The organism is Bradyrhizobium sp. T-1 (genome assembly GCF_053592855.1).
In genome coordinates, this window is record NZ_CM132115.1 from 4,161,162 (window position 1) to 4,180,653 (window position 19,492).

Here is a 19,492-nt window from a genome sequence, read left to right on the forward strand (position 1 = left end):
TGATGGCGTCCAAATGGGTCTCCAATGCGGCGGAAAAGTCCCGCGAAATCCAATGACCCGGAATTGGATTTTTGTCCAGCAAAGTCACGATCCTAAGGCCCGGTCGAACGGCCGCAGCCCAATTGGCCGGGGAGAGGAAGTGCCTCGCGGGCACCACCCCCTTGGCAGATGGCGTGCGAGCAGGTAATCGACGGACCCTTCGCGGAGGACGGAACTATTTCACTTCGTACGCCACTGGCGCTCCTGCTCGTTTCCCTGGGTGCGATTGCTGCCGTGTGGTGGTGGCTTGCCACGCCGATCACGCTCGCGCGCGCCCCCATCGATCCCAATGACAAGGTGCAATGTGTCTCCTATGCGCCATTTCAGGGAGACCAGACGCCGCTGATCGAAAGCACCCAGATCGAGGCCGAACAGATCGAGCGTGATCTGAGGCAGCTCAAGCAAATTACGGACTGCGTGCGCACCTATTCGGTCGAGAACGGTCTCGTCCTGGTGCCGGGGATCGCAGACAAGGTCGGCCTGAAGGTGATCCAGGGCATCTGGCTCGGCAGCAACCGCGCCAAGAACTTTGCGCAAGTGTCGACCGCCGTCCGCCTCACCAAGGACTTTCCCAACACCATTTCTTCGCTCGTCGTCGGCAACGAGGTGCTGCTGCGCGGGGAGATGACGACGTCTGACCTCACCGCCATCATCCGCTCGGTGAAGGCGCAGGTCAGCGTCCCCGTGACCTATGCCGACGTCTGGGAGTACTGGCTGAAGAACCGCGAGGTCTATGACGCCGTCGACTTCGTCACCATTCACATCCTGCCTTACTGGGAGGACATGCCGGTGAAGGCGAAGTTCGCGGCGAGCCATGTCGAGGCGATCCGCGAGCGCATGGCGGTGGCGTTTCCCGGCAAGGAGATCCTGATCGGCGAGACCGGCTGGCCGAGCGAAGGCCGCATGCGCGAAGGCGCGCTGCCGTCACGCACCAACCAGGCGCGCGTCGTCTCGGACATCCTGGGGCTGGCGAAGGCACAAAAGTTTCGCGTCAACCTGATCGAGGCCTATGACCAGCCGTGGAAGCGGCGGCTGGAAGGCACCGTCGGCGGCTATTGGGGCCTGCTCGATTCCGTGCGGCGGCAGCTCAAATATCCGCCGGGCGAGCCGATCAGCAATTTCCCGTTCTGGAAATGGTACATGGGCGCCGGCATGGGCCTCAGCATATTGGTGTTCGCGGTTGCCGGCATCACGCTGCGCCGCCGCCCCTGGACGCCGCGCTTCTCGGCCTGGCTCGGCGTCGGCATCTCCGCGACGTCGGCGGGCATCCTGCTCGGGATCGCTGCCGACAAGATGTATTACGAGAGCTACGGTTGGGGCGGCTGGCTGCAATGGAGCGTGCTGCTGCTCGCCGGCATCCTCTCGCCGATCTTCTGCGCGCAGGCGCTCGTCATCGGCCGCAGCCTTCCGACCTTCCTTGACCTGCTCGGTCCGCGCGAGGGCCGGAAATGGTCGAAGCTCTCCGCCGTGCTGTGCCTGACCCTGGCGGTGACGGCGGTGATCGCCGCCGAGACCGCGCTCGGCTTCGTGTTCGATCCGCGCTACCGCGACTTCCCCTATGCCTCGCTGACGATGGCCGTGGTGCCGTTCGCGCTGCTGATGCTGAACCGGCCGCAGATCGGCGTGCGTCCGATCGCGGAAGCGGTGTTCGCTGGGGTGCTGGCGCTGTCGGCGGTCTACGTGATTCTGAACGAAGGCCGCGACAATTGGCAGGCGATGTGGACCTGCGCGATCTACCTGCTGCTCGCGCTCACGCTGTGGCGGGCGCGGGCCGAGCAAAGCCAAGGGTGAGCAGGCCGATCGCGAGGCCCGTCAGCACGATGTTGTAGAGCACGATACCGAGGCCGGCTGCGACCACGCCAAGCGTCAGCAGCACGATCGAGGGCCGCATCAGGTTAAGCGTCGCGATCACTAGCGCGACGATGCCGAAGACCGAATTCTTGAACAGCGACGTCGTCACCGAGCGCGCCTTGCAGATCATGGTCTGCAAACCGGCATCGCAGGCAAGCGCCGTCTGCGAGAACTCGATCGCGAAATAGCGCACATAGAGCGCCCAGCCGACGGTGACGAAACCGACGACGATGAGAAACTGCACCTGGTAGGGCGTGAGGCGAAACGGCTTTTTTGTCATGCCGGCAATATGGTCGGGATGGCGGGAGGGAGCAACAGGGGCGGGGCATTTTTACACCGGGGGGCTTCTCGGCCCGTCGTCCGCTTTGCTGCAACCCGAATGCATCGGAACCGTAGCGCTACGGATTTGCGAAAGTTCCGGCACCGCCTAACATTCGGCCTCAAGCGCGGGCGTGATCGCTGTTTCGATCAGGAGCAGATCATGCCGTTCAAGAGCGCAATTGCGAGGATGCGAACGAGGTTGGCAATGGCCGAGGCTTTGCAGATCAATTTTGCGCTTTGGGGAATGATCGTCTGCGCTGCAATCAAGATCAACCAGTTGGTCGCAGCTCTCTAACGGCGCGGTCTCAAGAGAGACGCTCCGACGATTCCATCAGGAGCCCTGATGGTCCTACCGCCGGAAGAACGACGATATCGTTGAACTCGCTGACGCCGTCTCTGGCTTGGCTTGAGGGGGCGGCGGCGCAGGTGGTGGCGCGGGCTCCTCGCGCTTTGAGGAGCGCTTTGAGGAGTAGCCACGGCGGCGCTTTTCCGGCTTGGCGGCGGGCGCGGGCGCAGGGGTGGTTTCAGCTTGCGGCGCCGAGTCCTGGCTCTTCTCCGAGCTCGTGTCCTGGTTCTTATCCTGGCTCTTGTCTTGCGATTTGTCTTGGATCTTGTCTTGGACCCTGTCTTGGGACTTGTCCGAGCCGCCGCGCATTGACAGGCGCTGGCCGTCGAACACTGTGGTCTCGCAGTGGCGATTGCTCTCGCTCAGCCCTGCGCAGAGCTTCGCCGCCGCAGCCGCATTGATCAGGGGGCCGGCGCCGAGGCGGAGCTGCATGCCGAGGCCGTTATTGCCTTCCTTGATCATGATGATCGGGCGCAGCACGGCGACTTCCGGATTCGACTTGGTCAGGCCGCGCCAGAGTGCACGCAGGCCGTCGATCGAATTCGCGCCTCCGAGGTCGATGGCAAAGCGCGTCTGCTGGACTGCGATCGCGGGCGCCTCGGCCTCGCCTGCCTCGGACGGTTTGGCAGGTGCCGCGGCAACTTCGGTCGGAGCGGGCGCTGGGTCGGGCTTCTTCTCGGCGGATTTCTCCGTTGAGTCGGGCTGGATCAATTTGGACGCCGCTGGATCAGGCGGCGCCATGATCGACTTCGACGGCAGCAGCGGAAGGACGGGCAGCGCCGATGTCGTCACAGCCGACTGCGAAACGAGCGAGGCAGCAGAAGCAGCCTGCGGCAGCGGGGCCGACTGATCCTTCGCAGCCTCCTTCGAATTGTCCTTGTTCGAACCGTCCTTGTTCAAGCCGTCCTTGGGCTCCTTGCCGACACCCGTGCGCGGCCTGTCGACCAGCGAGGCCGCGGTCGAGGCGACCGGTGCGACGTCCGGAGCCGGAGACGGTGGCTGCGCAGCGGCGACCGGCGTGTCCTGCGGCTTCGACGCGGGCGCCTGGGGCGATGTCGCGTTCTGCTTGGCGATGGCGCCGGTGACGGAATCAAGCCCTTGCTCGATCACGGTGACGCGCGCGTAGAGCCGGTCGCGATCGGTGTTCAGCGTCTCGATGGCGGAGGTGAGACGGCGGGCTTCGAGCTGGCTTTCCCTGGTCAGCACCTGAAGCCGATCGGCCTGGTGGGCGAGGTCGGCGGAGGCGACCTGGTCGCGCCGCCAGCCGAGCTGGGCCTGGTTGGCCATTACGGCGACCACGACGGCGCCGACGGCGGCGACACCCCAGGAGCCCAGCCGCCACAGCAAGCGGCGATCGAATGCGCTTTCCTCGGCCAAAAGTCCGGAGAACAGGCCGCCGGTCTCCTTGTCGCCGAAGGCATCCGCCAGTGGGTCGGAATCCTTTGCCATGAACGTTTAGTGCCCAGCCCTGTCTGGCTTCCCCGAATCAATCAAGGAACATTAACAGGAAAACCCACGCGCACTTGAATTCCGGGCGTTTGCGGGGGTAGCAAGGCGACAAGCTCAGGCGACACCGGCTCGCCGCCGCTCGCCGTCCCTTGGGGGTGACGACCGATTCGGCCGTATTGACAGGATTGCAATGATTGCCCGCACAAGCCTCACGATCGTTCTCGCCGCCGGCGAGGGCACGCGCATGCGATCGAGCGTGCCGAAGGTGCTGCATCCCGTAGCTTCCCAGACGTTACTCGCCCATGTGCTCGGCGCGGCGCCGCGGGGAACCGGCACCGCCCTCGCGGTGGTGATCGGTCCCGATCACCAGGCCGTCGCGGATGAGGCGAAGCGTATCCGTCCCGATGCGCTCATCTTCGTGCAGGGGCAGCGCCTCGGCACCGCGCATGCGGTGCTGGCGGCGCGCGAGGCGATTGCGCGCGGTGCGGATGATGTCCTGATCGCCTTCGGTGATACGCCGCTGATCTCGGCCGAGACGTTTGCGCGGCTGCGCGCGCCGCTCGCCAAGGGGGCTGCGATTGCCGCGCTCGGCTTCCGCGCGGCGGACCCGACCGGCTATGGCCGTTTCATCGTCCAAGGCGATCGCCTGGTCGCGATCCGCGAACATGCCGATGCCAGCGCGGACGAGCGCAAGATCGATCTGTGTAATGCCGGCGTGATGGCAATCGACGGGCGCCACGCGCTCGCGATCCTGGACGGAATAGGCAATGCGAATTCCAAAGGCGAATACTATCTGACCGATGCGGTCGGCATCGTCCGCGACAATGGATGGGAGTCCGTGGTGATCGAGACCAGCGAGGACGAAGTGCGCGGCATCAATACCAAGGCCCAGCTGGCAGAAGCGGAAGGTGTGATGCAGGCGCGACTGCGCAAGGCTGCGATGGAGGCCGGCGTCACGCTGATCGCTCCTGAGACCGTCTATCTCGCCGTCGACACCGTGTTCGGCAAGGACGTCACCATCGAGCCATTCGTGGTGATCGGACCGGGCGTGTCGATCGCCGACGGCACCGTAATTCATTCCTTCTCGCATATCGTCGAGACCACGCTCGGCAAGAAGGTTTCGATCGGTCCCTATGCGCGCTTGCGTCCCGGCACGTCACTCGGCGACGGCGCGCGGATCGGCAATTTCGTGGAGACCAAGGCCGCGACGCTGGAGGCCGGCGTCAAGGTCAACCATCTCTCCTACATTGGCGACGCCACCGTCGGCGCCAATTCCAACATCGGTGCCGGCACCATCACCTGCAATTACGATGGCTTCAAGAAGCACAAGACGGTGATCGGGCAGGGTGCCTTCGTCGGCACCAACTCCTCGCTGGTCGCGCCGGTGAAGATCGGCGACGGCGCCTATATCGGCTCGGGCTCGGTGATCACGCGCGACGTGCCAGATGACGCGATGGCGCTGGAGCGCAGCCAACAGACCATCCGCGAAGGCGGCGCGGCGCGCTATCGTGAAATGAAGACCAGCGGCAAGAAGCCGGAGAAGTGAGCGCCGGCCGGCTGGTCTGGACATCGTCGGGGGCTAGCCGATGGTCCAGTTCATTGGCGGCATGATCGTCGACCTGATCAGTTTTCTGATCGGGGTCTTCATCGCGGCGACAGGACGAACGCTACTGAAACTCTTCGCCGTAGATGAGCCGTCCGACATTCAGTCTGTCGTCGTCGGACTGGCATTCTGGGGCTTCGTCGCCATGCTCGCCTATGCCACCCTCTAGGACGAGGAGAGGCCGGCGGGGGTTATTCGTCGTCCGCGAATTCAGCGAAGATGGCGCGCGTCAGGCGCCAGCCGCGGGGCTTGGCGCGCTTTGCAGGCTCATTGGCTGCATGCTTGATGAAGACCGGCTTGCTTTCCTTGCCGCGCTGTGGCGGCGGCCAATGCGCAAGGTGCGTGCCCGAGGTCTCGCTGGCACGCATATACGTCAAAGAGTGACCTTTGCGGTCGGACGTGGCTTTCATGGCCTTGATCTCCCGGGGTCGAATCGTTGGCCAAAGTTATTGACAACGAGTTAACGCGCGCGGTTAAAGGCCGGCCACATCGACGTAGGACAGGGATCGCAGTCATCGAACGTTGTCGCAATCCGTTATAATTATTGAGTATCTGGTTCCTTAGGAACTTCGCTAAAAACCGGGCGCGTCGTTTAGGTGATTTTTCGACGATTTGGGGGATATTGATCCGCATGTGCGGGATTGTCGGCATTCTCGGGCGCGAGCCGGTTGCAGAGCAATTGGTGGATTCGCTCAAACGTCTCGAATATCGCGGCTACGATTCCGCGGGCGTCGCCACGCTCGAAGGCAAGCATATCGAGCGCCGTCGCGCCGAGGGCAAGCTGAAGAATCTGGAAAGGCGGCTGGAAGCCGAGCCGCTCAAGGGCACGACCGGTATCGGTCACACCCGCTGGGCGACCCACGGCAAGCCGACCGTCAACAACGCCCATCCGCATGCGACCGAGCGCGTCGCCGTGGTCCATAACGGCATCATCGAGAATTTCCGCGAGCTCCGCGAGGAGCTCGAGGAGAAGGGCACGGTATTCCACACCGAAACCGACACCGAGATCGTGCTGCATCTCGTCGACGATCTCTTGACGCGCGGCAACAAGCCGGTCGAAGCTGTGAAGCTGACGCTGGCGCGCCTGCGCGGCGCCTTCGCACTCGGTTTCATCTTCTCCGGCGACGACGATCTGATGATCGGCGCCCGCAACGGCCCGCCGCTGGCGATCGGCTATGGCGCCGACGAGATGTATCTCGGCTCGGACGCGATTGCGCTCGGCCCGTTCACCGACACGGTCAGCTATCTCGAAGACGGCGACTGGGTCGTGCTGACCCACACGAACGCGACGATTTTCGACAAGGACGGTCAGACCGTCGCGCGCGAGAAGATCAAGCACGCCGCCTCGACCTCGCTGGTCGACAAGGCCAATTACCGCCACTTCATGGCCAAGGAGATCCACGAGCAGCCGGAAGTGGTCGGCCATACGCTGGCGCGCTATGTCGACATGGCGACCGAGCGCGTTTCGCTGCCGGTCAAGCTGCCGTTCGACTTCAAGGACATCCAGCGCATCAACATCACGGCCTGCGGCACCGCGAGCTACGCCGGCACCGTCGCAAAATACTGGTTCGAGCGCTTTGCGCGCCTGCCGGTCGAGGTCGATGTCGCCTCCGAGTTCCGCTACCGCGAAGCGCCGCTGCGCAAGGGCGATCTCGCGATCTTCATCTCGCAGTCCGGCGAGACCGCGGACACGCTGGCCGCACTGCGCTACGCCAAGGCCGAGGGCGCGCACACGATCGCCGTGGTCAACGTGCCGACCTCGACGATCGCGCGCGAGAGCGAGACCGTGCTGCAGACGCTGGCCGGTCCCGAGATCGGCGTCGCCTCGACCAAGGCCTTCACCTGCCAGCTCATGGTGCTGGCGAACCTGGCGATTGCGGCCGGCAGAGCTAGAGGCGAATTGTCCTCGGAAGACGAGACCAAGCTGGTTCACGGCCTGGTCGAGATTCCGCGCCTGATGTCGGATGCGCTCACCACCGAGCCCCAGATCGAGAAGCTCGCGCACAGGATCGCAAAATCCCGCGACGTGCTCTATCTCGGCCGCGGCACCAGCTTCCCGCTAGCGCTCGAGGGCGCGCTGAAGCTCAAGGAAATTTCCTACATCCACGCCGAGGGCTACGCCGCCGGCGAGCTCAAGCACGGTCCGATCGCGTTGATCGACGAGACCATGCCGGTCGTCGTGATTGCGCCCTACGACCGCGTGTTCGAGAAGACCGTCTCGAACATGCAGGAGGTCGCCGCTCGCGGCGGCAACATCATCCTGATGACCGACGCCAAGGGGGCGGCGGAGGCGACCGTAGAGTCGCTCGTCACCATCGTCATGCCCGACATGGCCGCGGCCTTCACACCGATGGTCTATGCCGTGCCCGTGCAGCTGCTCGCCTATCATACGGCGGTGGTGATGGGCACCGACGTCGACCAGCCGCGCAATCTCGCCAAGTCCGTGACCGTGGAATAGGCAAGAGGGATCGGGTCGGATCGCTTCGTGGTCTTCCAAAACCTGCTAGAAGACCCTAGCTTGACCGAAGCGACCGACCTGGAACCCGAATGACCGCCCGCGACGACGCGCCTGCGCCACTTGATCCCGCCCCGGAACCACATACCGGCCTGATGGGCCGTTTCCGCAATTATTTCCTGACCGGACTGATCGTCACCGGTCCGATCGCGATCACGCTGTACCTGGTCTGGTGGTTCGTCACCTGGGTCGACGGTGTGGTGCGGCCATTCGTTCCGCTGGCCTATCGGCCGGAAACCTATCTGCCTTACGGCGTTCCCGGCTGGGGACTGATTGTCGCATTCTTCACGCTGACGCTGGTCGGCTTCCTCGCGGCCAACCTGATCGGCCGGACCCTGGTCGATGTCGGCGAGACCTTCCTCGGCCGGATCCCGGCGGTGCGCGCCATCTATCGCGGCCTCAAGCAGGTGTTCGAGACGCTGTTCTCGGGCAAGGGCTCGAGCTTTCGCAAAGTCGGCCTCGTCGAGTTTCCATCGCCCGGCATGTGGTCGATCGTGCTGATCTCGCAATCGCCGAGCGAGGACATTGCGCGCAGCTTGCCGGGGCAGGAGGAACATGTCTCGGTGTTTCTGCCGTGCTCGCCGAACCCGACCACCGGCTTCTTCTTCTACGTGCCGAAGAGCAAGATCATCGAGGTCGACCTCAGTGCCGAGGACGCCGCAACGCTGATCATGTCCGCCGGCGTGGTCCAGCCCGGCTCGGCGCCCGACCCGAAGAAGGCGGCCGCGCTCGCGGGCATGGCCAATGCCGCACGGATTGCCAACGCCTCCGCGCTTCAGCCCGAGCCTGCGAAGGTGGAGTAGGGCCATTCCGCGGGGAGATGGCCGGGGGCACGCAGGCGTTCGCGTCCTCTGCTAATGTTCCGGTCGAACCGAGCGCAGCGTTCGGAATTTCGAACTGGAGTGCCCGATGTCAAAGACCATTGCGATCCTCGCGCCCGGTGCCATGGGCAGCGCAGTGGCCCGCCGCCTGAGCGAGAACGGCGCGCGCGTGCTGACGTCGCTGAAGGGACGAAGCGAGGCGACGCTGAAACGGGCGGCGGATGCCGGCATGATCGGCGCCGAGGACGATGCGATCGCGGACGCCGACATCATCCTCTCGATCGTGCCGCCCGGCGAAGCGGTGGCGCTGGCCGAGCGGCTCGCCGCGTTGATCGCCGGGCGCAACAAGAAGCCGGTCGTCGTCGATTGCAACGCCGTCAATGTCGACACGGTGAAGCGCATCGAGGAGATCATCGGCTCGGCGCAGGCCCCCTTCGTCGATGGCGGCATCATCGGCTTCCCGCCACAACCGGGCGGCAAGAGCCCTGCGTTCTACATGTCGGGTGAGCATGCGCAGGGCCTCGCCGTGCTCAGGGATTTCGGGCTCGACCTGCGCATCGTCGAGGGCCCGGTCGGCGCGGCCTCCGCGCTCAAGATGTCTTACGCCGGCATCGTCAAGGGTCTCGCCGGGATCGGCTCGGCCATGGTGGTCGCCGCGACCAAAGCGGGGGCTGCGGATGCGCTGCGCGACGAGCTCGCGCTGAGCCAGCCCGCCATCCTGACGCGGCTCGAGGTGGCTCTGCCGGACATGATCCCGAAGGCCTATCGCTGGGTCGCTGAGATGCGGGAGATATCAGGCTTCCTCGGGCCGGATCATCCGGCAAGCCAGGTCTACGAAGGTTTCGCCAAATGGTTCGAGCATCTGGCCAGCGATGCGAAAGGGGAGGAGGTCGATGCGGCGCTGCTGAAAGCCTTCGCAGCGAGCATCGGGAAGAAAAGAGCCTGACGATCAGGCAGGTGCGATCAGTCTGCTTCGCCCTGCAATGTGACAATGGTTGACGTTCGCAGACGTGAGACGGGAGTTCGAATGAGACTGCTCGTGATCGGCGCGGGCGCGCTTGGCGGCTATTACGGAGCTCGCCTGGTCAGAGCCGGCGGCGACGTGACCTTTCTGGTGCGGGCCGGGCGCGCGGAGCAATTGCGGCGAGACGGATTGCAGGTCGTGAGCCCGCATGGTGACTTTGCCGTGCAGCCGAAGACCATTCTGGCAAATGATCTGAAGGAGCCGTTCGACGTCGTGCTCGTCGGGGTGAAATCTTACTCGCTCGACGATGCGATGGCGCAGTTCGCCCCGGCGGTCGGCGCCAACACGATGATTCTTCCCATCCTCAACGGGTTGAAGCATCTCGACGCCCTGACTGCGCGGTTCGGCGCGGAGCGCGTCCTCGGTGGTTTGGCGAACGTCAGTGCCGGGCTCGATGCGGATGGTCGCGTCGTTCAGTTCATGGCCAATCAAACGATCGTCTTCGGCGAGATCGATGGTTCGCTGAGCGAGCGTGCGCTGGCGCTGGAGACGCTGCTCCATGTTCCCGGCATCGACGTGCGCGCCAGCGAAGCGATCATGCAGGACATGTGGGAAAAGTTCGTGCAGCTCAGCACGCTCGCCGGCATCACCTGTTTGATGCGCGCGAGCATTGGCGACATCCTGGCTGTGCCGAACGGCGAACAGTCGATCTTCCGCCTGTTTGGCGAATGTTGCGCGGTGGCGACGGCCTCGGGTTTCGAGCCGCGCGCCCCGTTCATCGAGTTCGACCGAAAACTTTTCACGACGCTGGACTCGCCGCTCAAGGCCTCGATGCTGCGCGACATCGAGCGCAGCTCGGTCACCGAGGCGGAGCACATCCTCGGCGACATGGCCAACCGGGCCCGCGCGCTCGGCGTCGACACGCCGCTCCTGGATCTGGCCCGCGCGCATGTGGCGGCCTACGAGGTCGGGCGCCGGCGGGCTGCGGGCTACCCCGCGCCGATCAGCGGGATCGCCTCGTCGCGCTCGTAGAGATACAGCAGGCAGCGCAGCGCCTCGCCGCGCTCGCCCTTCAGCTTCGGATCCTCCTTCAGGATCCGCAGCGCCTCGTCTCTAGCCTGCGTGATGAGCTGGCCGTGCACTTCCGAACGGGCGATGCGGTAGCCGGGCAGGCCGCTCTGGCGCACGCCCAGCACGTCGCCTTCGCCGCGCAGCTTCAGATCTTCCTCGGCGATGCGAAAGCCGTCGGTGGTCTCGCGGATCACCTTCAGGCGTGCCTTCGACATTTCCCCGAGTGGTTCACTGTAGAGCAGAATGCAGGTCGAAGCCTCCGAGCCGCGCCCGATGCGGCCGCGGAGCTGGTGGAGTTGGGCAAGCCCAAAACGCTCGGCGTTCTCGATCACCATGATGGTGGCGGCGGGCACGTCGACGCCGACCTCGACCACGGTGGTCGCGACCAGAAGACCGATCTCGTGGGCGGCGAACTGACCCATGACGCGGTCCTTTTCGGTGCCCTTCATCTGCCCGTGGACCAGGCCGACGCGATCTCCAAAGCGCTTCTGCAGGCTTTCGAAGCGTTTCGTCGCGTTGGTGAGATGCTCGGTGCCCTCGGCCTCGGACTCCTCGACCAGAGGGCAGATCCAGTAGACCAGCTTGCCCGACTCGAGCGCGCGGCCGACCCCGTCCATGACCTCGCCGAGCCGGCTCATGGCGACGGCGCGGGTGTCGATCGGCTGGCGCCCGGCGGGCTTTTCGCGCAGCTCGGAGATGTCCATGTCGCCGAAATAGGTCAGCACCAGCGTGCGCGGAATCGGCGTGGCGCTCAGCACCAGCACATCGACCGCATCGCCCTTCGAGGTCAGCGCCAGCCGCTCGCGCACGCCAAAACGGTGCTGCTCGTCGACGACGGCAAGCGCGAGGTCTTTGAAAATGACGTCGTCCTGGATCAGCGCATGGGTGCCGACGAGGAGATCGATCCCGCCGGCTTCGAGTTGCGCCAGCAACTCGCGCCGCTCCTTGCCCTTCTCGCGGCCGGTGAGGATCGCGACCCGCAGGCCGGCGCGCTCGGCGAGCGGCGCAATGGTCTTGATGTGCTGCCGCGCCAAAATCTCGGTGGGGGCCATCAGAGCGGCCTGCTTGCCGGCTTCGGCCACGGCGGCGGCCGCCAGCAGTGCCACCACGGTCTTGCCGGAGCCGACATCGCCCTGGAGCAGGCGGAGCATACGCACGGGTTGTTGCAGGTCCTCGGCGATGGCAGCCGCTGCGCTGCGCTGGGAGGGGGTGAGCGCGTAGGGCAGGGCGTCGATGATCTTGTTGCGCAAATGGCCGTCACCGGCATTGCGCACGCCGGCCGGCCGGCGCAGCTGCGCGCGGATCAGGGCGAGCGCAAGCTGGCCGGCGAGCAGTTCGTCGAAGGCGAGACGCGACCAGTAACGCTGGTCGGGTAGGATGTCCGTCAGCTCGACCGGCTGGTGCACGCGGTTGAGCGCCTCCGCAATCGGCGGAAAATTGCAGCGGCGCAGCACGTCCGGGCTGATCCATTCGCGCAGCGCGGGCAGCTTGAGCAGCGCCTGCGCGATCGCGCGGCGCAGCGAGCCGAGCGCCAGCCCCTCGGTGAGTGGATAAACCGGATCGATCCCCGAGAGCTTCGAGATCGCCTCCTCGTCGAGCACGCGGTCGGGGTGCACGATCTGCGGGATGCCGTCGTACATCTGCAGCGTGCCGGACACGAATCGCTTCTCGCCCATCGGCAGCAGCTTTTCGACATAGCCGGGTTTGGCGCGGAAGAAGGTCAGCACGACGTCGCCGGTGTCGTCGCTGGCATAGACCAGGTACGGCGCGCGGGAATTGCGCGGCGGAGGCGGGCGGTGACGGTCGACGGTGACCTCCAGCGTCACCATGGTTCCCTGGACTGCGTCGCGGATCTTTGGCCGAGCCCGCCGGTCGATCACCTGGCTCGGCAGATGCAACAGCAGGTCCACCAGACGCGGTGTCTCGCTGCGGCTGAGCAGATACTGCAGCAGCTTGTCCTGCTTCGGACCGACGCCGGGCAGGCTGGTCACGGGAGCAAACAGCGGATTGAGCAGGCTGGGGCGCATGGACACGAATCTAGGATCGTTTGGGCTCGTCTTGCCCGGCTTTATGCCGGGCATCCACGCCCTTTTTCGTGCTCCTGGCGGGCAGCGGGACCTGACAAATCGAGGGCTGACACGGCCAGTCCGAGTGGCTATATCACCCCGGCCCGGCACGTCCGGGCTTTCGGCGTTTGACTGGATTTGAGACATGACGGGAACGACACGATCGAGCAGCGGCCTGGAAGATCGTCGCAAGCGGCTTCTGTTCCGCTGCTGGCACCGCGGCACGCGCGAGATGGACCTGATCCTCGGCCGCTTCGCGGATGCCGAGATCGGTAACCTGTCCGATACGGAGCTGACCGAGCTCGAGACCCTGCTCGAGGTCAACGATCCCGATCTCTATGCCGCCATCACCGGTGACAAGCTGCTGCCAGCCGACGTCACCGGCGCGCTGTTTGCCCGCATCAAGGCCTATCCGATCGCGGACAGCGACGTATGAAGCAGGGGATGAAATCTCCGGCCGAGCTGCTCACGCCCGGCCGCGCGCTGACGCTTGCCAATGTCGCCGAGGGCGCCGAGGGCCTGATCGTCTCGGATCTCGCCCGTGCCATCGCGGCGCGGCCGAAGAAGCCGGCGGTCAGCCTTGCCGTGGTCTGCCGCGACGGTGCGCGGATGCAGCAGCTCGAACGAGCGCTGCAGTTCTTCGCGCCCGATCTGCCGGTCCTGACCTTTCCGGCCTGGGACTGCCAGCCCTATGACCGCGTCTCGCCGCATGGCGGCATTCTGGCCCAGCGCCTGACGACGCTGGCGCGACTGGCCGCGCTCACCGGCAGCGACAAGCCGCTGATCGTGCTGACCACGGTGAACGCCGTCGTGCAGCGCGTGCCCGCGCGCGAGCTGGTCGCGGCGCAGGCGCTGTCGGTCGCGCCCGGCAATGTCGTGCCGATGGACACCATCGTCGCCTGGCTCGAGCACAACGGCTACAACCGTTCCTCGACCGTGCGCGAGCCCGGCGAATATGCCGTGCGCGGCGGCATTCTCGACCTGTTTCCCGCGGGCCTCGAGCAGCCCGTCCGTTTCGATTTCTTCGGCGACAGCCTGGAATCGATCCGCTCGTTCGACGCCGAGACCCAGCGCACGCTGCTCGACATGCGCTCGCTCGATCTGGTGCCGGTCTCGGAATTCCAGCTTGTCACCGATACCATCCGCCGCTTCCGCATGGGCTACGTCGCCGAGTTCGGCGCGCCCGAGCGCGACGATGCGCTGTACGAGGCCGTCAGCGAAGGCCGCCGCCATCCCGGCATGGAGCACTGGCTGCCGCTGTTCCAGGACCGGATGGACACGCTGTTCGACTATCTGCAAGGGGCAGCCGTGGCGATCGAACCGCAGGCCGAGGACGCCATCCGCGAGCGCTTCAAGCAGATCCAGGACTATTACGAGGCGCGCCGCGATGCGATGGAGCATCCCGGCGGCGGCGCCATCTACAAGCCGCTGCCGCCCGATCGGCTCTATCTGACCGACGGGGAGTGGACCAAGCGTCTTGGTGACATTCCGCTGGCGCGGCTGACGGCATTTTCGGTGCCGACCGACGGCAGCAGCGTCGTCGATGCCGGCGCCCGCAAGGGCCGCGATTTTGCGCCGGAGCGCAACGACAGCACGGTCAACGTGTTTGAGACGGTCGTGAGCCATGTGATGGGTCTGCAGGCCCAGCGCAAGAAGGTCGTGATCGCGCTCTGGAGCGAAGGCTCGCGCGACCGCATGACTTCGATGCTGCGCGACCACAAGCTGGCTCACACCACCAGCGTCAATTCCTGGCGCACGGTGCAGGCGACCCCGCGTAACGAGACCATGCTCGCCGTGCTCGGCCTGGAGAGCGGTTTCGAGACCGACGAGATCGCGCTCATTAGCGAGCAGGACATCCTGGGTGACCGCCTGGTGCGGCCGCGCAAGGCGAGCCGCAAGCTCGACAATTTCATCTCGGAGGTGACGAGCCTCACCGCCGGCGACATCGTCGTCCACGTCGATCACGGCATCGGTCGCTTCATCGGCCTGCAGACGCTGGACGTCGCCGGCGCGCCGCATGACTGCCTCGAGCTGCATTATGCCGCCGAGACAAAGCTGTTTCTGCCCGTCGAAAACATCGAGCTGCTGTCGCGCTACGGCTCCGACCAGACCACGGTCGAGCTGGATCGTCTCGGTGGAAGCGGCTGGCAGACGCGCAAGGCCAAGCTCAAGAACCGCATCCGCGAGATCGCGGGCGAGCTGATCAAGATCGCCGCTGCGCGCCATCTGCATGAGGCGCCCAAGCTGCCGGTGCAGCAGGGCCTCTATGACGAGTTCTGTGCACGCTTCCCCTATGACGAGACCGAGGACCAGCTAGGGGCCATCGAATCCACGCTGAAGGACCTCGAGCTCGGCCGTCCGATGGACCGGCTGATCTGCGGCGACGTCGGCTTCGGCAAGACCGAGGTTGCCTTGCGCGCCGCCTTTGCCGTCGCGCTCGAAGGCAAGCAGGTCGCGGTCGTGGTGCCGACTACGCTGCTTGCGCGCCAGCACGCCAAGACCTTTACCGAGCGATTCAAGGGCTTTCCGGTCAACGTGGCGCAGGCCTCGCGCCTGATCGCGACCAAGGAGCTGAACCAGGTCAAGAAGGGGATTGCCGACGGTTCGGTCGACATCGTCGTTGGCACCCACGCGCTGCTCGGCAAGGCCATCAAGTTTCGCGATCTCGGCCTTGTCATCGTCGACGAGGAGCAGCACTTCGGCGTCACCCACAAGGAGCGGCTGAAGGCGCTGCGCTCTGAGGTGCACGTTCTGACGCTGTCGGCGACGCCGATCCCGCGCACCTTGCAGCTGGCGCTGACCGGCGTGCGCGAGCTCTCGATCATCGCCTCGCCCCCGGTCGATCGCCTCGCGGTTCGCACCTTCGTCGCCCCGCACGATCCGCTGATGATCCGCGAGGCGCTGCTGCGCGAGCGTTACCGCGGCGGCCAGGCGTTCTACGTCGTGCCGCGCATCGACGACCTCGCCGAGGTCAAGGATTTCCTCGACAAGAACGTGCCGGAGATGAAGGTCGCGGTCGCGCACGGCCAGATGCCGCCCGCGGTGATCGAGGACATCATGACCGCGTTCTACGACGGCAAGTTCGACATCCTGCTATCCACGACCATCGTCGAATCCGGTCTCGACATCCCCAACGCCAACACGCTGATCGTGCACCGCGCCGACATGTTCGGCCTTGCGCAGCTCTATCAGCTCCGCGGTCGCGTCGGCCGTTCCAAGCTGCGGGCCTATGCGCTGTTCACGCTGCCGGCGCAGCAGAAGATCACGGCGCAGGCCGAGCGCCGGCTCACCGTGCTCCAATCGCTGGAAACGCTGGGCGCGGGCTTCCAGCTCGCCTCGCACGACCTCGACATCCGCGGCGCCGGCAATCTCCTCGGCGAGGAGCAGTCCGGCCACATCAAGGAGGTCGGTTTCGAACTCTACCAGTCGATGCTGGAGGAGGCGATCGTGAACCTCAAGGCCGGCGTCTCCGAGCCGGCTGCCGACCGCTGGTCGCCGACGATCACCATCGGCATGCCCGTGCTGATTCCGGAGGATTACGTCGGCGACCTCTCGGTGCGGCTGTCGCTGTACCGGCGCCTGGCCGATCTCGACAGCGAGGAGGAAATCGAGAACTTTGGCGCCGAGATGCGCGACCGCTTCGGCGTGCTGCCGGACGAGGTGCGCTACCTCTTCAAGGTCGCCGCGATCAAGGCGTTCTGCCGCCAGGCCAATGTCGAGAAGATCGATGCGGGCCCGAAGGGCGCCGTCATCACATTCCGCGACAACTCATTCGCCTATCCCGATCGTCTGGTGAGCTTCATCCGCAGCTACGGTCAGGCCGCCAAGGTGCGCCCCGACATGAAGGTGGTGTTCCTGCAGGATTGGGAGACTCCGGAAGAGCGTCTCGCCGGCACGACCGAGATCATGCGCCAGCTGGCGCAGCTCGCGAAGAGCAAGAAGGCGGCGTGAGCAGAGGACCCTAGCGTTCCGGACGCGGCGCAGTGTAGAGCGGCGCGGCGCTGAGCCGTCTTGGCGCAGCAAACGTTAAGGAGACGGTCATCATCGGCCGACAAATCCTGAGCTTTAGGGTTCAGAGTTGTTAGCAAAGGTCTGGCAGGTTTTCGCGATCTGGTAGCAATCTTGCGGATATTCGCTTGCCGAGGTTTTTTTCTTTTTGGATCTTGGGCCCGCTGGCCCTGCTCCTCGCCCTTCAGCAGGTTCCGTATCTAAACCTCATCCTGCTGGTGGTCGGGGCCGCCGCGTGGTGCGGCCTGCTCGTGCATGGCTTCCTGCTATGCCTCTTGTTTGAAGCTGTGGTCGGACAAGTTCCCCGCGTGCTGATCATCATTCCCCTCGTCGCCTATGGCGGGTACCTTTATCTATACGTGCAACAGGGGAAGGACATCGACGACAAGGCTCGGGAGATGCAACTGAGCAATCCGTCGGCAGTCCTGCAATTCGATCCTGATCGATATTCGCTGGTGCTGCCAGCGTCGCGCGCAGAGAACCTTGCCCAATACTACAATGTTTCGGTTGCCTATTCGGTCAACGCGAACTTCCTGCCTGAGGGATATCTTTCGTATCGCTTGCTTGATCGCGAGCAATGTGTGCGCGCCCGCAGCTTGCGGAACAACCTTCGCGGACAGAAGGTCTCGCCTGCAGCGATCCTCGTCGGCCCGGTCAAGTTTGACAATACTTTCCTCAGCGAAGCCTGCCTCCTGAGATTTCCCGAGAAGCCGCAGTTGCAACAAATCGTCGTCACTGATCGTGGTGACAATGCCGTGTGGAAGCACGAGCGCGCGATCATGGAGCAATTCGTCGACTTCAGCATCGACGGACGAGTCTTCGCGACGTATCGGACGGCTTCGCTCTGGCGACTGTCGGCACTTCCTCTGCCGCTCATCGGCTGTGGATTGAGCGGCGGTAACCTGTCCTGGGGATGTTCTGTGGACTTCCATCGCACCTACCAGGTGATCGACGGGACGCCCAAGAATGTAGACAAGACGCTGCACGATTCGCCGGAAAGCATCGTACTGGGACTGAGAAAGTTTGCGCGTGGAGACTATGCGCAATTCAAGGGAGATAGCAGGTCGGCCGCGTTCATCGAACGTATCGGCGCCTATTCCGGTCAGCAGGACAAATACAAGGCAGAACGGAAATAGGAGTTGTTCGCGCAATTCGTCGAGTTCGGGCACGACTGCGGATATGGGAAAGCTTGGACGTCCGAATCTACGACGCCGCCCTTGACGCGTCCGCCGACAGCCGCCCCAGCAGAGATCTCGCCGTGTCCGACGGCGACAGCGAATCCACACTGACCACGGGATCGCTGCGCATCTCGTGCTTGCCGTTTGATGTGTGCTTCATCACCGCCGAGAGGCGGCGGGCAATCATATGTGCCGTGCGGAAATCGGTCTCGGCGAACACCACGATGACCGAGCCATCCTTCTGTGCGGCGCCAAAATCCATTTGCCGCATCAGCCGGCTGAGGATGCGCGCGGCATCGAGCTGCGCCCGGGGATTGCCGGGATCGAAGGCGAAGCGCGCCACCGAGAGGCCGCCGCCGCGCGCGAGCGTCTGCTCGACGGCCTTGGCGAAATCACGGGCGAAGGCTTCGACCGTCAAGAGGCCGCTGCGCGGATCGAGCCAGCCGCCGGCATCGATCGAGCGCAGCGTCCGGCTCAATTGCGCTTCCATCGCGTGCTGGCGAACGAGCGGCAGCGCGTTGGCGGCGACCTTGGCGGGCTCGCCCGCGATCAGCTCGAGATTGGGCAGATCGTAGCTCTGGGTGAGCTGATGCGCCGTGACGACCACCGGCAGGTTGCGGAAGCGCGTATCCTCCGCGAGCACCGTGAGAAAGGCATCGGTGACGCGCGGGGTGAAACCGTCGGAGAGCACGACACCGTCGATCTCGCGGGTGTTGAGATGTTTGGCCGCGGCCTCGATCGAGAGCGCACCGACCACGCCGGTGCGCTCGCCGAGCGCGACGGAGAGGGCGGGATAAGCCGCGCCGCGGCCGATCAACAGCACGATCGCATCGCGCACCGGATCGGTCTCCGGCAGGACGACCTTCGTCTCCGGCAGCCGGCGCAGCACCGTGGCGTGCAGCGTGCGAACACGGATGGCGGCGCGCAGGCGTGCGATCAGGCGTTCGGCGGCGTTGCCGCGCGTGGCGAAAGGCAGGGCGTTGTGGGGCAGTGAGCTCTGCGCATCCAGCGCGACCAGTGGCAGATACAGCGGTTGACCGGCGATCTTCTTTGCGAGCAGCGGCATATGCGGTTCGTGACCGCCGGACATCGCAGCAAGCACGGCAGCCGGCTGCACCTGCTCGACGGCGCGTGCAGCGCTCGCCCAATCGCTGTCGACGACGGGAAAGAGACGGGCCTCGTCCAGCGCCGCAATGAAGGCGGGGCGCTCGGCATTGGAAACAAACAGGATCGGGCCCGCCTGGGACATTTGCAAAACTC

16 protein-coding genes are annotated in these 19,492 nt (G+C 64.9%); 11 read left to right on the forward strand and 5 right to left on the reverse strand.

Annotated features, from left to right (window positions below; all coding sequences use genetic code 11):
* Positions 1–168 precede the first annotated feature (168 nt).
* Positions 169–1,830 (forward strand): glycoside hydrolase family 17 protein, encoded by a 1,662-nt coding sequence (locus ACWAT4_RS20045; protein ID WP_249154185.1) that lies wholly within the window; start codon positions 169–171, stop codon positions 1,828–1,830.
* On the opposite strand, the gene ACWAT4_RS20050 is transcribed toward ACWAT4_RS20045, so the two are convergent.
* Positions 1,790–2,170, reverse strand: coding sequence for a hypothetical protein (locus ACWAT4_RS20050; protein ID WP_212302350.1), 381 nt, complete (start codon positions 2,168–2,170; stop codon positions 1,790–1,792). The genes ACWAT4_RS20045 and ACWAT4_RS20050 overlap by 41 nt on opposite strands.
* Before the next feature lie 201 nt (positions 2,171–2,371).
* Between ACWAT4_RS20050 and ACWAT4_RS20055 the strand changes: the two genes are divergently transcribed.
* Positions 2,372–2,506 carry a hypothetical protein gene (locus ACWAT4_RS20055; protein ID WP_283815591.1) on the forward strand — a complete coding sequence of 45 codons (135 nt, stop codon included), beginning with the start codon at positions 2,372–2,374 and terminating at the stop codon, positions 2,504–2,506.
* 54 nt (positions 2,507–2,560) lie between these two features.
* On the opposite strand, the gene ACWAT4_RS20060 is transcribed toward ACWAT4_RS20055, so the two are convergent.
* Positions 2,561–4,006 carry a hypothetical protein gene (locus ACWAT4_RS20060; RefSeq protein WP_449727871.1) on the reverse strand — a complete coding sequence of 482 codons (1,446 nt, stop codon included), beginning with the start codon at positions 4,004–4,006 and terminating at the stop codon, positions 2,561–2,563.
* A 190-nt stretch (positions 4,007–4,196) separates the two neighbouring features.
* Here ACWAT4_RS20060 and glmU point away from each other — a divergent pair, with 190 nt between their 5' ends.
* Together glmU and ACWAT4_RS20070 are read left to right on the forward strand one after the other, a co-directional pair.
* A complete protein-coding gene (gene glmU / locus ACWAT4_RS20065) occupies positions 4,197–5,552 on the forward strand; it encodes a bifunctional UDP-N-acetylglucosamine diphosphorylase/glucosamine-1-phosphate N-acetyltransferase GlmU (protein WP_212424692.1) in 1,356 nt (451 codons plus the stop codon).
* 40 nt (positions 5,553–5,592) lie between these two features.
* A complete protein-coding gene (locus ACWAT4_RS20070; RefSeq protein WP_212302347.1) occupies positions 5,593–5,778 on the forward strand; it encodes a hypothetical protein in 186 nt (61 codons plus the stop codon).
* Between the two features lie 22 nt (positions 5,779–5,800).
* On the opposite strand, the gene ACWAT4_RS20075 is transcribed toward ACWAT4_RS20070, so the two are convergent.
* Positions 5,801–6,019 carry a hypothetical protein gene (locus ACWAT4_RS20075; protein WP_212302346.1) on the reverse strand — a complete coding sequence of 73 codons (219 nt, stop codon included), beginning with the start codon at positions 6,017–6,019 and terminating at the stop codon, positions 5,801–5,803.
* 221 nt (positions 6,020–6,240) lie between these two features.
* Between ACWAT4_RS20075 and glmS the strand changes: the two genes are divergently transcribed.
* From glmS to panE, 4 genes are all read left to right on the forward strand, one after another.
* Entirely contained in the window at positions 6,241–8,067 is a 1,827-nt protein-coding gene (glmS, locus tag ACWAT4_RS20080) for a glutamine--fructose-6-phosphate transaminase (isomerizing) (protein WP_212302345.1), read from the forward strand.
* An 89-nt stretch (positions 8,068–8,156) separates the two neighbouring features.
* Positions 8,157–8,927: a DUF502 domain-containing protein gene (locus tag ACWAT4_RS20085; RefSeq protein WP_212302344.1), complete on the forward strand. Its 771-nt coding sequence runs from the start codon at positions 8,157–8,159 to the stop codon at positions 8,925–8,927.
* Between the two features lie 106 nt (positions 8,928–9,033).
* Positions 9,034–9,891, forward strand: a complete 858-nt coding sequence (locus ACWAT4_RS20090; RefSeq protein WP_449727872.1) for an NAD(P)-dependent oxidoreductase — start codon at positions 9,034–9,036, stop codon at positions 9,889–9,891.
* Positions 9,892–9,972: 81 nt separating this feature from the next.
* A complete protein-coding gene (panE, locus tag ACWAT4_RS20095) occupies positions 9,973–10,941 on the forward strand; it encodes a 2-dehydropantoate 2-reductase (RefSeq protein WP_212302342.1) in 969 nt (322 codons plus the stop codon).
* Here the strand turns inward: panE and recG are convergent.
* Positions 10,899–13,007, reverse strand: coding sequence for an ATP-dependent DNA helicase RecG (gene recG, locus ACWAT4_RS20100; RefSeq protein WP_449731235.1), 2,109 nt, complete (start codon positions 13,005–13,007; stop codon positions 10,899–10,901). The two genes, panE and recG, sit on opposite strands and share 43 nt — an antisense overlap.
* Positions 13,008–13,191: 184 nt before the next feature.
* Between recG and ACWAT4_RS20105 the strand changes: the two genes are divergently transcribed.
* From ACWAT4_RS20105 to ACWAT4_RS20115, 3 genes are all read left to right on the forward strand, one after another.
* On the forward strand, positions 13,192–13,482 hold the full coding sequence (locus ACWAT4_RS20105) for an FAD assembly factor SdhE (protein ID WP_449727873.1): 291 nt from the start codon (positions 13,192–13,194) through the stop codon (positions 13,480–13,482).
* On the forward strand, positions 13,479–16,997 hold the full coding sequence (gene mfd / locus ACWAT4_RS20110) for a transcription-repair coupling factor (RefSeq protein ID WP_212302340.1): 3,519 nt from the start codon (positions 13,479–13,481) through the stop codon (positions 16,995–16,997). Before ACWAT4_RS20105 ends, mfd begins: the two co-directional genes overlap by 4 nt.
* 185 nt (positions 16,998–17,182) lie before the next feature.
* Positions 17,183–18,190, forward strand: a complete 1,008-nt coding sequence (locus tag ACWAT4_RS20115; protein ID WP_449727874.1) for a hypothetical protein — start codon at positions 17,183–17,185, stop codon at positions 18,188–18,190.
* Between the two features lie 67 nt (positions 18,191–18,257).
* On the opposite strand, the gene ACWAT4_RS20120 is transcribed toward ACWAT4_RS20115, so the two are convergent.
* The gene (locus ACWAT4_RS20120; protein WP_212445718.1) at positions 18,258–19,481 is read right to left on the reverse strand and encodes a GGDEF domain-containing protein; all 1,224 of its coding nucleotides are present in this window, start codon (positions 19,479–19,481) and stop codon (positions 18,258–18,260) included.
* Positions 19,482–19,492: the final 11 nt, after the last annotated feature.

Coding starts and splice junctions, on each gene's coding strand:
- glmS (WP_212302345.1), top strand. CDS start 6,241: ATGTGCGGGATTGTCGGCATTCTCGGGCGCGAGCCGGTTGCAGAGCAA.
- ACWAT4_RS20050 (WP_212302350.1), bottom strand. CDS start 2,170: ATGACAAAAAAGCCGTTTCGCCTCACGCCCTACCAGGTGCAGTTTCTC.
- ACWAT4_RS20120 (WP_212445718.1), bottom strand. CDS start 19,481: ATGTCCCAGGCGGGCCCGATCCTGTTTGTTTCCAATGCCGAGCGCCCC.
- recG (WP_449731235.1), bottom strand. CDS start 13,007: ATGCGCCCCAGCCTGCTCAATCCGCTGTTTGCTCCCGTGACCAGCCTG.
- ACWAT4_RS20075 (WP_212302346.1), bottom strand. CDS start 6,019: ATGAAAGCCACGTCCGACCGCAAAGGTCACTCTTTGACGTATATGCGT.
- glmU (WP_212424692.1), top strand. CDS start 4,197: ATGATTGCCCGCACAAGCCTCACGATCGTTCTCGCCGCCGGCGAGGGC.
- ACWAT4_RS20105 (WP_449727873.1), top strand. CDS start 13,192: ATGACGGGAACGACACGATCGAGCAGCGGCCTGGAAGATCGTCGCAAG.
- ACWAT4_RS20090 (WP_449727872.1), top strand. CDS start 9,034: ATGTCAAAGACCATTGCGATCCTCGCGCCCGGTGCCATGGGCAGCGCA.
- panE (WP_212302342.1), top strand. CDS start 9,973: ATGAGACTGCTCGTGATCGGCGCGGGCGCGCTTGGCGGCTATTACGGA.
- ACWAT4_RS20055 (WP_283815591.1), top strand. CDS start 2,372: ATGCCGTTCAAGAGCGCAATTGCGAGGATGCGAACGAGGTTGGCAATG.
- ACWAT4_RS20045 (WP_249154185.1), top strand. CDS start 169: ATGGCGTGCGAGCAGGTAATCGACGGACCCTTCGCGGAGGACGGAACT.
- ACWAT4_RS20060 (WP_449727871.1), bottom strand. CDS start 4,006: ATGGCAAAGGATTCCGACCCACTGGCGGATGCCTTCGGCGACAAGGAG.
- ACWAT4_RS20070 (WP_212302347.1), top strand. CDS start 5,593: ATGGTCCAGTTCATTGGCGGCATGATCGTCGACCTGATCAGTTTTCTG.
- mfd (WP_212302340.1), top strand. CDS start 13,479: ATGAAGCAGGGGATGAAATCTCCGGCCGAGCTGCTCACGCCCGGCCGC.
- ACWAT4_RS20085 (WP_212302344.1), top strand. CDS start 8,157: ATGACCGCCCGCGACGACGCGCCTGCGCCACTTGATCCCGCCCCGGAA.